The organism is Polaromonas sp. P4_F9, from assembly GCF_056401235.1.
Genome location: NZ_JBFUJT010000057.1, coordinates 1 through 14,649, shown reverse-complemented (window position 1 = coordinate 14,649; position 14,649 = coordinate 1). Strand labels below are relative to the sequence as shown.

The following is a 14,649-nucleotide window of genomic DNA, read 5'->3' as shown; positions in this document are numbered from 1 at the left end:
CCCACATCCTCTGTGGACTTGCGCCCGTTCTGGGAGCTCTGTGCCGCCTTCTGCGCACTGTCGGACACCAGCTTGGCCTTCTGGCTGGCCACCTGCGCCGTTTGCCGAACCTCCTCCACCGTGGTGGTGGTCTCGCTCACCGCCGCGGCCGACTGGCTGGCGCTGGCGGCGAGCTGGGTGGTCGAGGCAACAATTTCGGTCGCGGCCGAGCCCAGCACGTTGGCCCCTTCGACCAGGTCGCGAACCTGCTCGCGAAGACTCTCCGACATCCGCGCAAAGGCGGTGCCCAAAACGTCGTTGGGGGATTGAGGCTTGATGGTCGAACGCAGATCGCCGGCGGCGATCTGCTCGGCCGCGCTCGCCATCCCACGCAGCGACTGCGCCATGCGGTCAAACGTCCGTGCCAGCGCTCCTACCTCGTCGCTGCGCGTATCAACCGATACATTGACACCCAAGTCACCCAAAGCGATCCGTTCCGCGACAGCCGTGAGGTCCTGGAGAGGCCGGGCGATGTTGCGTGTGATGACGAATCCGGCCAGCGCAGCGAGCACCAAGGCGGCGAGGGTGCCGACCACGATGGTCAATTCCGCATTTCCGGCATCGTTCTTCGCGCTCTCCGCGCGTTGCTTGAGCAAGTCATTTTCTTCGCGCTCCATCTCGTCGATAACCTTGCGGATTTCACTCGTGAGCGTGCGACCCTTACCTGTCCTGATGAGTTGAACGCCCGCCGCCTCTCCCCTGGTCCGTATGGCATCGATCGTTTCCTTGGCGAAGTCGATCCGACTTTTGACGAGTGGTTCGAGCGCATCCAGGCGTCGCTGCTCACGCGGGTTGTCCTCGGTCAGTTTCCGGGTTTCCTGGAGGATTTTGTCAATTTTTTCCAACCCGGCTTGATGCGGTTCCAGGTATTTTTCTTCCCCGGTGATGACATAGCCCCGCAAGCCATTTTGCATGTCTGCCGACAGCAATTCCATTTCCGCGACTCGACTCAGCACTTCGTAGGTGTGCTGGCGCAAGTCCGATGCCTCGATCAATTGCGTTGTGCTGCGATAGGAAACCGCTCCGACCATCACAAAAATCACCATCGCCAGGCCAAACCCTGTACCCATTTTGGTTCCGACATTCCATTTCATGGCACCGACCTCCGTTTTTTTTTGGACTTCGGTTTTCCACGTGACTGAAAACCTGCTGCGATCGCCTGCACATGCTCTGTGGCTTTGACCTTGAAGGTCGCGCGGAGTTGTGGGAGAAAGTTGTCTTCTTGGGTGCTCATGGCGATTGTGGTTGACTACACCTTGTAACGTTCAACCATCTGCTTGAGCCGCTGGCCGAGTTCGTTGAGGTTGCGGGCTGCGGCTTCCAGCTGCTTGGCGCCGGCTACGTTCTGTGTGCTTGCCTGCTTGATGCTCTCCATCGCGCCCGCCACCTGGTCAACGCCCACCAGCTGCTGCTGGCTCGATGCCGCAATCTGCGTGGCCGCCTGCGCCGCCTCCGTCACGCTGCCCGCCAGCGCCTGGATCGATTCGCCCGCCACTTCGGTTTGCCGGCTCCCCGCCTCCACCGCCTTGCTACCCTGCTCCGTCGCCATCATGGCCGTCGTCGTCGCCTTCTGGATGTCGCCCAGGATGGTGCGCACCTGGTTGGTCGCCTGGCGCGACTGCTCCGCCAGGCTCTTGACTTCCTGCGCCACCACGCCAAAGCCCTTGCCGTGCTCGCCAGCCTTGGCGGCTTCGATGGCCGCGTTGACGGCCAACAGGTTGGACTGGGCGGCCAGGTCTTCGACGGTGGCCATGATCCGGCCGATGGCCTGGCTCTGCTCGGACAGCCGCGTCATGCTGGCGGCAATTGCTTCCATCTGCAGCCGGATGCGGTTCATCCCGGCCGCAACGTCCTCGGTGGACTTGCGTCCGCTCTGGGAAATCTGCGCCGCCTTCTGCGCGCTGTCGGCCACGTTTCTGGCTTTCTGGCTGGCCACCTGCGCCGACTGCCGCACTTCTTCCACGGTGACGGTCGTTTCGCTCACGACCGTGGCCGACTCGCTGGCGCTGGCGGCGAGCTGGGTGGTGGATGCGACGATGTCGCTGGCGGCCGAACCCAGCACCGTCGCACCTTCGATCAGCCCGCGAATCTGCTCGCGAAGACCCTCCGCCATGCGGGTGAACATTTCCACCAGCACACCGATCTCATCGGAGCGCTGATCCGCGGGCAGCGTTGCCGTGAGGTCGCCGGCCGCGATGAGTGAGGCTACCCTTGAAATATCCTGAATGGGGTGCGAGATCACGCGTTGCATGCGTATGGATATCGGCAGCGTGATCAGCAGCGAACTGACCAGCACCAGCAGGATGATTCCGCCGAAGCGTGCGACACGCCAGGTCAGCGACTCGGTGCTCGCACGCAAGTACACGGTTCCCACCGTGCGTGCGCCGTCCCTGATGGGTCGGAACACCTCCAGCTCATCGTCCCTGAATCGCTCCCCCGCAGGCTCCGTTGTCGTGGGCAGGGCTCGGGTGGACGAGCCGGAACGCTGGTATCGGGCAAAGAGCCTGGCATCTGCGTTGTAGATCCCGGCAGCCGCGATTTCCGGATTCGCTTCGAATGCTTTGAGGTATTCCTCGGCCACTTTCGCGTCGTTGAAAGCGAGTGCCGCCGTGACGCTGGCGGCAAGCGTTTCGGCCTGAACCGATATTTCACGTTTCTTCTGGTCGGTGTAGGTGATGGTGTCGTAGGCAACGATGGCCACACCGGCCAGCAGCAGCGCAATCGCACTGGCCAGCACGCTGATCAGCAGCAATTTGGCGCGAATCGGAACATTTGCAAGCCAGCCCATTTAACGGCCCTCCCCGACCCGTCTGGGCTTGACGTTGAGCGCCACGCTCAACAGTTTGGAACTGATGGCCAGCCTGTTTTGCGCGGCGGCTTCATCGTCGATATCAAAGCGCACGCGATCGTCCTTGATGACGAAGTTGATGATTCCCGTGGCCACCCCCGGCGACCGGCCATCACTCACGGTGAGCACGCTGCTGCCGCGTAGCGCTTCGACGATTTGGGGGAGGCGCGGCGCCTCTGAGGTGGCAAGGTACACGATGTGGCAGCCTGAGTCCGGCTTGACTATCTTCAGTCGCCGCACCTCGACTGGTCGTTGGGCGATCCGCTGGCCGCTGACGGCCCTGTCGAGAGTGGCGCCAAAGGGATCCTCGCCCGCGATGCACAGCTGAAACGGGCTGGTCGGCGAAGCAAAGGCTGTTGCAGGCCATTCGACAAAGGAGCCGAACTTGTACAGAAAAGCCGCCTTGACGGCGTATTCCACTGATTCGTCGGCTGCGCTGGCCTTGCCGGGGAAGAGCGCGATGCCCAATGCCACAACGGCCAAGGTGCTGCCCGAGTGCATGCGCGCTACCGCGCGCAGTATGTTGATCAGAATTTCCATAGCATTTTTGCGTAGAAGCTGCGCCCAATTTCGCTACGCGCCGGCGTGGAACCACTGAACTCCGGATGACCCTTGTCGAGCAGGTTGAGCGCGGTCAACGAAACCTCGACATCCTTGGCGACCCACCAGCCCAGACGCGCATCGAACGCGGTATAGCGAGGAACCTGGGTGGAGGACAATGTGCCGATCGAGCGCAGGGAGACATCAAGCTCAACGTCGTGCGCCAGATTCATCGCCGAACGCAGAGAGAACTGGTGTCGCGGATCAGTTTCGGCGGCGGCCAGGCTGGTTGTATCGGTGCTGCCTGACTTTAAGCTCAGGTCTTTCTTGAGATAGTTATAGCCTGCACTCAACCGCCACCAGTTGTTTACACGGTAGTTCCCCCACATTTCCACACCGTAGGTATTGCCCTTCATCTTGTTCCCGATCACAAGCGCTGATCCGGGGCCCGCAGAGCGTTCGAGACTGCGCAGGTCATCGTAGACGTTGTAGAAGGTGGACACGGAGAACGAGGTGTCGGCAGTCGGCTGCGTGCGGTAACCGACCTCGTAGGCGGTCAGCGTCTCCGACGTAAAGTCCCCGACGACGAACCCCGGGAACCCCAGGAGCGGGATAGCCGGCACAAAGAATTCGCGGTCGACGCGCGATGGCGTGCGCACCGCCCGCGAGATAGCCGACCACAGCAGCGTGCGATCGTCCAGCTTCCAGGCCAGCCGCGCGTTGGGTTGCCATTCCAGCCCGGTGTAGTTGTTGTGCTCCAGTTTCAGGCCCAGCGTGAGCTTGAGGGGTTCGCTGAGTGCGATGCTGTCCTGGACAAAGATATTGGCCCGGCTCAGCGTCTTCTGTGTCGGCAGAAACTGCAGGAACTGGCTGTTATCGACATGGTCGTTCTGCCGCCGGTAGCCGCCGCCCCAGACAATGTCGTGGTCCTTGCGCCACCGGAAACGATGCTGCACGTCGATGTCGTAGGTATCGAGCACTTCGCCGAACCCGGCGGAGCCCGGATAGTTGCGTTGAGTCCGGTCGTAATAGGCCTGGACCTGTATGTTTGCGTCATCCGCCAATGCGCGATTCCAGCGTCCAAGCAGGTTCGCTCCCGAAATGGTCTTGTCGGCCAGGGCGCGCTGATGTATCAACCCATCGTAAGCATCGCCCTGCAGCGTAAAGGTATCGGCGGCGCTGGTCGAGTCAATCCGGAAGCCTGCCTGCTGCGTGTTCCACGAATTTTGCAGGTCGGTGCCACTGCTGTTCTGCGTGCTGTCGCGGCTAAAGCCCTTTGCATACAGACGGTACGTGGTGTCCTCGCCCAGTTTGCCGCCATGACGAGCACCGGCGCCACGCTCCTTGGTACCGGCACCGCCGCTCAGCAAGGTACCCTGGGTATCTCGTGAAGAGCGGGTGATGATATTGATGACGCCATTGACGGCATTTGATCCCCACAGGGTCCCGCCTGGTCCGCTGATGACCTCGATGCGTTCTATGTCTTCAATCAAGGTGTCCTGCACGTCCCAGAACACGCCGGAGTTCAGCGGCGTATACGCGCTGCGCCCGTCTATCAGCACCTCCAGCTTGTTGGCGCTCCTGCTGTTGAAGCCGCGCGCCGTAATCGCATAATTGCTTGAGTCATCGCGCGCGACCTGGAGATTGGGCGCAAGGCGCAGTATTTCCGGGATGCTGGTATAGCCGGACCGGCGAATGTCTTCGCTCGTGATCACGTAGACCGCTGCAGCCGCATCGCTCAACCGTTCGGGTCTCTTCAGTACCGAGGAGATCTCGATGTTCGCCAGATCTTCAAGCGTCATGCGTGAAAAATCCACGGAGGACAAGGATGCTGTTGTGGCATCTGCCGCGATGACTGCGCCCACCTTGAGCGTCACGCATGCTACGGCAGTCAGACGGCTGACGAGCGTCGCTGCCCGGCGCCATCGTCCCTTGCCTTCCTTGCCTCCCTTGCCTGCGGCATTTGCGGCTCTTTTCATTATTTCCCTCCTTTTTTTGCTTCGAACACCCGTTACCCCGTTCACGCCAGACCTTGGCTAGCGGTCTAACCTCCGGTCAGGGCGACTCAGTACGACATCCACTCCCTGCGTTGGCCTGCAGGGTCTGGATTCAGTCCTCCACTTCCTCCTGCACAATGATTTTCGGGTCCGTCAGGAGACGATCCAGATCAAGCACCACGAGACGTTGCGCCGTCACGCCTTTCAGGTAGTCGTCCCGGATGCCCGTGAGCGTCGGCAACGTCGGCTGCAGGCTCCCTAGCGGGATGATTCGGACGCCCACGATGATGTCCGCCATCAAGCCGAGTTCGAGATCGTTACTGCGCAGGAGAATGACGCAGTGCAGGTCGGTCAACCCCTGGTCGGGCAGATCGAAGAATTTTTTGATGTCGATGACCGGCGTGATGCGGCCCCGCACATTCACAATTCCGCGCACAAATGACGGCGTGCAGGGAACCGGTGTCAGACTCTTCAGGGGATACACCTCGCGCACGTGGCGGGTCTCCAGCGCATAGCATTCATGGGCAAGACGAAACTCCAGCACCTCGAGCGATGCGTTCGCCACCGCGGTGTTATCCCGGGGCCGCGCCAGGGCGCGTGCACGGGCACGAAGGATGGTTCCGGCGTCGGGGATGGCGGTATGAGTGGGGTCACTCATCGCGTATTTTCCGGACTGGTGAGCGAAGCAAGGGTCTGCGCAAGACGCCCGGCGGTGAGCCCGTCCGATTCGCGCAGAGGATCGTCCGGGTGGTAGCGTTGCAGCAGATGCAGCGTATTGGCGAAATGTTTGTCCGCTTCGCCGGCCTTTCCGCACCGGCGCGCTAGATTTCCGAGTGCAAAATGAGCCAGCACAAACTCGGGTTCGAGATAGGTCGCCCGCTGAAGGGAAAACCGCGCTTGTTCTGGTTCGCCCTGCTCCAGCAAAACGACCGCGCGCAGGTAATGGCCGGCGGGGTCCTGCTTGTCGGCGACGATCCAGCGATCACACCATGTCAGCGCATCGGCAAGTCGGCCCTGGTTTGCCAGTGCCCGGGCCAGCAGCGAACATGCCACAGGCCCTGGTGTATGTTCGGCCAAGGGCGCCAGCAACGTGTCAACCACTTCGGCATAACGGCCCTGCCCATAAAGCGATTCTGCAAACATCAGGGTGCTGCCCGGTGCCTCCGGAACGGCGAAGTCGTCCGTCGGACGGTCGGACTCTAAAACCACCAGCGGGGCAGCCAATGGTGCCCATGACAAAGACGCCTCGACCGCAGGAAAACCAGATTCCGGCGCGCCGGTGGCGGCCACCGTCCCGGGTTCGGCCTGAGGCGCGACATTGCTCTTTTTGTAAAGGCTTGCACCGGCGAAATCCACTGTGACAAACTGTGGAAACAACGTCTGTGAGGCTTCGCTGGGACTCACCACCAGCCAGCCGCCTTCGACCAGCGAATGGTGGAGGTTCCCGATCACCTTGCGGGTCTGCTGCGGCGTGAAGTACATCAGCACATTGCGGCAGAAGATTACATCCATCGCATTGGTGTCTGTCTCAAGCGAGGGGTAAACGTCCTCCGCGAGGTTCAGGTGCGCAAAGTTCACCAATTTCTTGATTTGCGGCACGATGGCGTAACGGCCATCTGCGGTGCGATGGAAGTAACGTTGCTTGAGTCTTGCCGGCGCGTTGCGGAACGACCATTCGCCGTAGATGCCTGCGGCAGCCTTGCGCAGAAAGCTTGCGTTGATATCGGTCGCGGTGATCGTCACCTGCCAGTCCCGAAAATCGGGCAATGCTTCATGCAGCAAAATTGCCAGTGAATAAGGTTCTTCACCGCTGCAGCAAGCCGCACTCCAGATGCGGAGCCGCTGCTCGCCGCCGCGCCGGGCGCGGATCAGCTCGGGCAGGATGCTCTCGGTGAGCGCCTCCAGTGTTTGCCCGTCCCGGAAGAAATAGGTTTCGCCGATCGTGAGATGACCTGCCAGCACCTGTACCTGGGCCCGGGTCGGCTGCGCCGACAGCAGCCAGTCGACGCAGGCTGCCGCGTCCTCAAAGCCAAACTCCTGCGCTGCGTCAACCAGGCCACGCTTCAGATCATCCCAGCGCTCGCGCGGAAAATGCAGCCCCGTCGTGCCGGCGACAAGCTCGCTCAACTGCGACCACTGCGCCGGCATGACCTGGTCGTGCATCATTCGACCTCCTCCATCGCCGTATCCAGCGCGTGTGCTTCGTCCAGCGAAAGGAATTTTTCCATGTCGTGAATCAGCACCAGGCCATCGTCAAGCTTGACCACGCCCTGGAATTGCTCAAGGCCGGGTACCATCCGGTCCGCACCCACAACGGCAGATGGCTCGTGTTCGATCACGCCGTGGACCTCGTCGATCACCAACGCCACCGTATGCCGGGCCGTCCGTGCAATCAGAAACTGGTCGGCGGGAACGACCTCCCGCTCTGGCAGGAAGAACCGTCGCCGGATATTGAACACCGGGAGAACACAGCCCGCTACATTGATCACGCCGAGCACCACAGCCGGCGCACCAGGCAAGGAGGTCACTTCCACGGCTTGGATGACGCGCTCCACCACCGGGAGCGGCAACGCATAGCGCTGCCCGTTGAGGCGAAAAATGACCAACTCCATGAGTTCCCTTGTTTTTCTTGCTGAGCGGCCCACCTCCGCTTGCGCTGGTGGTTCGATGCAAAAACCTGGTCAGTTCACAATTTTGTGCCTCAGGATAAATCATTTCGGCTGTTTATGCCAAATGTGACAGTGATGGTGAGTCGTCGCATGACGCCCTGCCACAACGCCTGGACGCAGCCAGCCCCTGCAAACCAACGCAGCACCGGGTGGGAGACGCTCTGGCACCACCTGGAACGACTCCTGCTTCAGAGTCGGGCGCGAATGCATGTAGGACTAAAGACCATCTTGCAATAACCGGTTCAGCGCGGTGGCAAACTGCCCGGATGAACCGGATTCGACGCTCGGCGCTAAAGAAATGGCTGTACGGATTGCTGGCCGTGGCACTGCTCATAGCGGCGGGTGTGGCCGCAGCACAGTCGCAAGAGCTGAGCAGCGAAAAGCATGCAGCGGCGTTGCTCAAAGAACACGAAACGCTCACTGAGCAGCTGGCGCACAACCCGTACCGACGCCCCTTGGTCCTCGATTCTTCCGAAACCCACAATGCGGTCTATGGCAACGCCTACGCTGTGCTGGATTCGCCGTTCAGCACCTTCAGCGCTACCTTTAAAAGCCCTGATCACTGGTGTGAAGTGTTGATCCTGCATAACTATAAGACTCCGTACAGATTGCAAAGGTGCAGAGGTACCCACAGCTGACGCTCAGGAAGCCAGCTTTAGCCCTTGGTCAAAATTCAATCGGTACAGGTTATCAATATTGAATCGGCGGGGACACTATATGAAAAATCCATATGCGTCAGCTGCAAAAAGATTCTTGCACCATATATTACGAAAAGCGTTTTCCTTCTTTCCAAGGTCCTTACGGTTCGCCGTGTACCGGTCTTTTGTCAATTGCGATCCCACACCTGACCAACGTATAGTCCTGAAGATAGCGCAGACGAAAGAAGAACTGCAAGCGTGTTTCCAGCTCCTTCATGATGCGTATGTTGGCAGCGGCTTCATGCGGCCCGACCCGTCAGGCATGCGCGTCAGCATTTACCACGCGCTGCCAACCACAACCACACTTTGCGCCAAGTTCGACGGTGAGGTTGTCGGGACCATTTCGCTGATTCGTGAAAGTGTTTTCGGCTTCCCCTTGCAGTCGATTTTTGAGCTGTACGACATTCGCGAGAAAAAGGGCCGGATAGCTGAAGTATCTGCGCTTGCAGTGCATCTGAAATTCAGAAACACAGGAGGAACCATCCTGTTTCCCTTGATGAAATTCATGTATGAATACTCCACCACCTTCTTTGATACCCGGCATCTTGTGATTGCTGTCAATCCGAACCGGATTGAAATGTACGAGTCTCTTTTGTTCTTTGAAAGATTGACGGAGAGTTCAGTTGAAAAATACGATTTTGCCAATGGAGCACCAGCGATAGGTGCCTCTCTTGACCTGTATGTAGCCCCTTCAATTTTTAAACGGGTTTATGGGAAGAAAGCGAGACGCAAGAATCTTTATGCATATTTTTTACGCACCAAGCTGCGTAATATCAGGATGCCAAGTCGACGCTATTTCACGACCAATGATCCGGTGATGACACCAGATTTACTCGACTATTTTTTCAACCAATGTACTCCCACCTTTCAAAACCTAAGTGAAAGGGAGAAAAGACTGCTGCACTCCATCTACAACCACGCGGAGTACCAACAGGTACTGCCGCCTGTTTTTTCTGATTCAAACTTCCAGACCCGTGAGCGTAAGCATCAACGTTATTCAATCAAATGTCCTGGCAGGTTCTCTGTCACTGGCCCTGAAAATACGGACGTCTATGACCTGCGGGTGGTAGAGCTTTCCGAGGATGGTTTTCTGGCGCGCTCTAAAGTACCCTTACCCGCGAACGTTTGGGGTCAAGCCATCGTTCAACTGGGGCATGAGGAAGAGTCGGTTATCAAAGCCATGGTCGTACGTGGCAAACACAAGGGGCCCCACGGCTTTTACGGCTTCAAATTGATTGAACCTGATCTCCCCTGGCGTAAACTTGTTGGCGTATTGAAGTCAGGCATGACCCATGAAGACTTGGACATTGCCTCCCAATTTTTGCCAGACTGAGCTATCCAATCACTCACCTGGAGGTCAGTTGGACTTGCTCCGTTGCAACAATTGCTGCACAAATCTGGATGGAATGGCATAGCTGATTCCTGACGGGTTGGTCAAGGCCGATTCCCGGGTGCCTTTGATGAACACCATGTTCACAACGCCCAGCACCTCTCCTGTATCCGGATCAAACAGGGGCCCCCCACTGTTGCCGGGATAAGCCGTGCCATCCAGCTGAAAAATATCGAAACCACCTCCCGAGCGCAGACTGCGTATCGTTTTTTCGTTGAGCTGCTGGGCGGATGGGGTAGGCAAGGCAACTGCGGCGATAGAAGAAATCATGCCGCGGTGAGTCACGGGTGAGAAACCAAGCGCTCCCCCGATGGGGAACCCCATGAAGGCGACGGCTTGCCCCTCTTGAGCCAAGCCGGAATCCCGCATGCTGAGTGCCGGTGCCGGGGGCCCTTCAAAGCGCAGCAAAACCAGATCATGAGGCGTGTCCACTTCGAGCACCGTAACTGGCCGCATCTGCAGTTCATTTTGTTCCCCCCTGACCTGGATGACCAAAGCAGCATCGACATCCACTTTCGCAGGCAGCTCAAGAACATGGGCATTGGTGATGACCAGATTGCCACGCCCCGAATTTCCATTGGTCACGACAAAACCCGTCCCCCTCAAGGCGAAGCGCGGACTGTTTGTGTTCTTGTAGGTACCCACCATGACCACTGATGGTTTTACCTTGGCGATAGTGTTGGCCATATCGGCCCGCAAAGGCTCCGCAATCATGAGGCCAGCAAGAACAAGGAAAATGAGTCTGGACTTCATTTTTCACTCTCCATTGGGTTAACGTAAAACCGCGATTTGCCCAACACACTGATGCATATTGAGCCACAGGTCAAACCCACGCTATCAATGTGCCGTGTGATCAGCGTCAGCTATTGCAGTATTCCCCTTTGGAAAGTAATGCATGAAGGCTTTCCGAGTCAAATGCGGAACAATCAAATACCAGGGCATCCGCAGATAATGGGATCGAATGTACAAAGACCAGCGGGCAAAATTGCCAAAGGAGTCATCGCAGCTCGGATGGAGCGGTTGCAATGCACGGTTGAGCAATACAGACAGCACCCGGCGAGTCATCCAGTTCGGCTGGATATCCTGTAGTTCATGGCGTAAATCCAGAGGTGTGCCGCTACCAAAGAGGCGTTGGGTGTGGTGCAACGCATGAAAGAGCGGTTCGCCCAAACCCAGTTCCTTGGCTCGGGCGAATAGTGCACTCCAAAACCCAGGATCTTTGCTGAAATGCTTCAGCAAATCGTTGATATCCAGCAAGTCGCGCAGGCCGTGACTGAATTCGCCCTCCTGAAACAGATGCACAGCGCTGTGAAGCACCATATCCACTGGTGCCAGAACGAACAAGTCAGCCCTGTCGTCAATGGCCACCATGCGCTCCAGCAGTTGGGCACCATTGACCTTGAATCGCGAGGTCGGCGGTGTGATGGTGTGATGAACATCAATCACCGTGCCGCGCTGCACATGCTTCATCGGCGGAATCTCGTGCATCCACTGACGGTAGTAACGCTCGTTGTAGGCATCTCTTTTTTCACTGATCCAACCAGCCCGGAACAACGCGCCTTCGACTTCCGGGAGACGATCTCGCGCAACCATGATGTCTATGTCAGAAAACAGACGCCCATGTCGTGGAGGCAGGTTGGCCACAAAGTAAGCTGCACCTTTAAGCATGACAATGGGAGTAGGAACATGTTTCAGTGCGCGCTTGATGCAGTCCACTTCCCATTGCACCTCATGATGCTGGCGATCAACCAACCTCAGTGCTCCTTCCAGGTATTGTCGCGGCCTCTCTGAAACTGCGGCCAACCAATTGCGCTCAGCATGGTGCTGCGCGAGACGGCCCAGCAATCTTGCTTGTCTGGCCTGACCCAAAATGTTCTCCCATTCCGACAGAGTCAGTTGGGGCCGCTGATCCGGTTGCGCCCAGACTTGCGAAAGCAGGCTCGGCTTCATGCCCTTCCCCGCTCTGCAAGATCGTCAAACACCGACACTGCATCTTCCAGTTGGCTGTATCTGAAGTCATAGCAATCGCTGGTCGTGATGACGTCTGCGAGCAATTCAAAGCCGGTTAATCCGAGCACGGTGTAGTTGAATGCGTTGCGGCCCAGCTCCAGCATGCTGTTGGCCTTCGAACGCGCAGTAAGTTCGGCTCTGGCAGCCGGAACATATTGCGGAAATACCACCCACCGTGGCCGCGCCTGATCTTCATGGAGGTCCACATGGAGAGTGGGAACCTTCATATGGCTGACTGATCCTTTGGAGGTGTCATGGGTCACCCGGTTCAGCACCGCGCCCGGCACAAACCTGCTGATTACTTGCAGCGACTGGTTCTTCAGGCTGATAGGTCGACCTAGCGGTGCAATCAAGCCGTCCGTCAGCGAAATCAAAGTCAGCTCATCCGAGAGCAGCCGCCAGCCCCGGCTGACGAGACCTGCGCACAAAGTGCTTTTTCCCGAGCCTGGCGGGGCTGGCATGATAACGGCACAACCGTTTCGCGCAACCACGGCAGCGTGCAGCGAAAGGTAATGATGGGCTTGGGTCGAGATACACCAGTTCATTGCCCATTCAAGCAGGGGAAATGCATGATCTACAGGCAAGGCGGCAAATGGATGCTCCCCGTCATAGACGAATTTAACCTGTGGCCGCCACCATCTTCGTAATCCTCTGCTTTGGGCCAGAGTCACGGTAAAGTCGACAAACTCCTGAGGGTCAACMAGTGGGAAGTCAGCATAAAGCAGCCTCAGACCCTCCCCAACGGACTCAAGCTCTGAGATGATTCTGAAATTGAAGGGGCCGGTCCGAATGGTCAGGCCTTCACTGCCAAGTCGATGACTGACTTCGGCTGTGCTTAACTCAGACAAAATCATTGCAGCGTCGACTCAATCAGGCCAGTGGCTGCCAACTGCTCCAGGATGCCCCCCACGGCGTCCGATAATTGGTTATCGCTGGGGATGAGCAACTCATCAGCAATCCGTGACACCAGTTCGGGGAGCGTGCTCGCGGTACTCTCAACCATCATGAGAGTGACTGCCGTCAGCGTGTCCATCTGGTGGGTTTGTCCCGACCCAACGTCAAATACCACCCACTCATCATTCCAGCATCTCCAGTGCAGGGATGCCAGCGTGTTCAGATGCCAAACCACAAGGCAAGGCGATTGAGATTGATTCACCAGCAAATGACAAGAGCGTCCCGGTTGCCAATACTTATGAAGTGTGCGTTTCCATGTACGTCTTGAAAAACTCCAGGGCATCTCTGTACGCCGGTGAAGCGCTGCCCTGGTTATAAAAGGCAAGCACTTCGTCTCCCGAGTAGGGGAAGTTGAAGCTGAAGCTCAAAGCGTTCAACCAAGCGCAAATCCAGTGAAATTCATCTGTATCCGCGAAATTGCGGCTATTATCTGCCGGCGATAGGACCTCAAACAGCGTCGGAAAACCGCCATCAGTATTTCGCAAATAACCGCTGGCCTTAAAAACCTGTTTACACTGCGTCTTGAAGGGAACGGGCCAGGCATGGCTGGGCACCAGCTTCCCGTTGATTGTCTCTGATTGACCCCACCAATCGGGACCGTAGCCACCACATACCGCCGCAGTCGTAGTAGCCGAATGCACGCCAGAGTGCATGCCCGAGATGCTGCACTGGTGTTGGCCATCAAATGTGATGAGCCTCTGACCCGCCAAAGTCTGGAGAGGTACAGTCGCTGCAAGAACGGCCGCTCCCTTACCTACACCCTTGAGAAGGATACGACGGCGAGCGAGAGCCGCAGATGAAAGTCCCCCTGCCTTGCCCTGGCCTGGCGCTTCAATATTTTCAGTGCTCATATCGATTCCCACGCGTAGCCGCAATTCTTTTAACGGTTTGCGCCGGGTATCCGACTTAAACCGCTTTAATCTTAGCAAATGCACCGCAATTGTGCGAAAAAACTAGCTCGCCACCGATGCAGCATTTTTGCCTGAGAACTCAGCAAACACATTAAATCCCGGCTTCCGCCAATTGCTAGGGACGCAATTTTCATGCCGTTCGTTTTGCCCGTTGATTTTTATTGGTATTTATGCTTTCTGGTGTTCACTTCGCCTGAGAGTTGTAAGAAAAACCGACAGACTTACAGATTTTTCAGGAGCGCCGCAACCTCCGGCTGAGCTGAAAACTTATCGCCCAGTTTATTGAGTTCCTCCAGTTTTTTTCGCGCTAGACCTTTATTTCCGCCTTTAATATGAATTTTTGCCAGGTTGAGTTTGTATACAGGATTCAACGGCTGCAACACCAGTACTTTGTTTTGAAGTTCCACTGCCTTCGCGTAGTCGCCCTTTTCTGAGAGTATCATCGCGAGGGTGTCCATAAATCTCGGTTGATTGGGTGCCAGGGCATTTGCCTTTTCAGCGTAGCCGATCGCACCATCCTTGTTGAGTTTAGCGCTCACCCATGCCAAATTGTTATACGCACCCGCGTTATTGGGCTGCAACTTGAGCACCTC

At 57.5% G+C, this 14,649-nt stretch carries 14 protein-coding genes and 1 pseudogene; 2 read left to right on the top strand and 13 right to left on the bottom strand.

Annotated elements, in window-relative coordinates; genetic code table 11:
• From AC1DUB_RS27525 to AC1DUB_RS27495, 7 genes are all read right to left on the bottom strand, one after another.
• Nucleotides 1–1,133: CHASE3 domain-containing protein (locus AC1DUB_RS27525; protein ID WP_477732263.1), on the bottom strand; the 1,133-nt coding region annotated here is incomplete at its 3' end.
• Between the two features lie 155 nt (nucleotides 1,134–1,288).
• Entirely contained in the window at nucleotides 1,289–2,827 is a 1,539-nt protein-coding gene (locus AC1DUB_RS27520) for a sensor histidine kinase, YfiR-like protein-associated (RefSeq protein WP_477732262.1), read from the bottom strand.
• Nucleotides 2,828–3,427, bottom strand: coding sequence for a TOL_0243 family YfiR-like periplasmic protein (locus AC1DUB_RS27515; RefSeq protein ID WP_477732261.1), 600 nt, complete (start codon nucleotides 3,425–3,427; stop codon nucleotides 2,828–2,830).
• The gene (locus AC1DUB_RS27510) at nucleotides 3,415–5,406 is read right to left on the bottom strand and encodes a TOL_0244 family TonB-dependent receptor (protein WP_477732260.1); all 1,992 of its coding nucleotides are present in this window, start codon (nucleotides 5,404–5,406) and stop codon (nucleotides 3,415–3,417) included. The genes AC1DUB_RS27515 and AC1DUB_RS27510 overlap by 13 nt, the downstream gene beginning before the upstream one ends.
• 130 nt (nucleotides 5,407–5,536) lie before the next feature.
• Nucleotides 5,537–6,082, bottom strand: coding sequence for a chemotaxis protein CheW (locus AC1DUB_RS27505; RefSeq protein ID WP_477732259.1), 546 nt, complete (start codon nucleotides 6,080–6,082; stop codon nucleotides 5,537–5,539).
• A complete protein-coding gene (locus tag AC1DUB_RS27500; RefSeq protein WP_477732258.1) occupies nucleotides 6,079–7,590 on the bottom strand; it encodes a CheR family methyltransferase in 1,512 nt (503 codons plus the stop codon). Before AC1DUB_RS27500 ends, AC1DUB_RS27505 begins: the two co-directional genes overlap by 4 nt.
• Nucleotides 7,587–8,036: a chemotaxis protein CheW gene (locus AC1DUB_RS27495; protein WP_477732257.1), complete on the bottom strand. Its 450-nt coding sequence runs from the start codon at nucleotides 8,034–8,036 to the stop codon at nucleotides 7,587–7,589. The genes AC1DUB_RS27500 and AC1DUB_RS27495 overlap by 4 nt, the downstream gene beginning before the upstream one ends.
• Before the next feature lie 323 nt (nucleotides 8,037–8,359).
• Between AC1DUB_RS27495 and AC1DUB_RS27490 the strand changes: the two genes are divergently transcribed.
• Together AC1DUB_RS27490 and AC1DUB_RS27485 are read left to right on the top strand one after the other, a co-directional pair.
• Nucleotides 8,360–8,731, top strand: coding sequence for a hypothetical protein (locus AC1DUB_RS27490; RefSeq protein ID WP_477732256.1), 372 nt, complete (start codon nucleotides 8,360–8,362; stop codon nucleotides 8,729–8,731).
• Between the two features lie 79 nt (nucleotides 8,732–8,810).
• Complete coding sequence (locus AC1DUB_RS27485) at nucleotides 8,811–10,124, top strand: N-acyl amino acid synthase FeeM domain-containing protein (RefSeq protein ID WP_477719958.1); 1,314 nt, start codon at nucleotides 8,811–8,813, stop codon at nucleotides 10,122–10,124.
• Nucleotides 10,125–10,148: 24 nt separating this feature from the next.
• Here the strand turns inward: AC1DUB_RS27485 and AC1DUB_RS27480 are convergent, their stop codons facing one another.
• The 6 genes and pseudogenes from AC1DUB_RS27480 to AC1DUB_RS27455 all read right to left on the bottom strand — a co-directional run.
• Complete coding sequence (locus AC1DUB_RS27480; RefSeq protein WP_477732255.1) at nucleotides 10,149–10,934, bottom strand: S1 family peptidase; 786 nt, start codon at nucleotides 10,932–10,934, stop codon at nucleotides 10,149–10,151.
• Between the two features lie 84 nt (nucleotides 10,935–11,018).
• Entirely contained in the window at nucleotides 11,019–12,131 is a 1,113-nt protein-coding gene (locus tag AC1DUB_RS27475) for a nucleotidyltransferase domain-containing protein (protein ID WP_477732254.1), read from the bottom strand.
• Nucleotides 12,128–13,045 (bottom strand): HprK-related kinase A, encoded by a 918-nt coding sequence (locus AC1DUB_RS27470; protein ID WP_477732253.1) that lies wholly within the window; start codon nucleotides 13,043–13,045, stop codon nucleotides 12,128–12,130. Before AC1DUB_RS27470 ends, AC1DUB_RS27475 begins: the two co-directional genes overlap by 4 nt.
• Complete coding sequence (locus AC1DUB_RS27465) at nucleotides 13,042–13,428, bottom strand: HPr-rel-A system PqqD family peptide chaperone (protein WP_477719962.1); 387 nt, start codon at nucleotides 13,426–13,428, stop codon at nucleotides 13,042–13,044. Before AC1DUB_RS27465 ends, AC1DUB_RS27470 begins: the two co-directional genes overlap by 4 nt.
• The gene (locus tag AC1DUB_RS27460; RefSeq protein WP_477732252.1) at nucleotides 13,382–13,996 is read right to left on the bottom strand and encodes a hypothetical protein; all 615 of its coding nucleotides are present in this window, start codon (nucleotides 13,994–13,996) and stop codon (nucleotides 13,382–13,384) included. The genes AC1DUB_RS27465 and AC1DUB_RS27460 overlap by 47 nt, the downstream gene beginning before the upstream one ends.
• Before the next feature lie 281 nt (nucleotides 13,997–14,277).
• Nucleotides 14,278–14,649 (bottom strand): annotated as a pseudogene (locus AC1DUB_RS27455) (XrtA/PEP-CTERM system TPR-repeat protein PrsT); the annotation flags it as partial.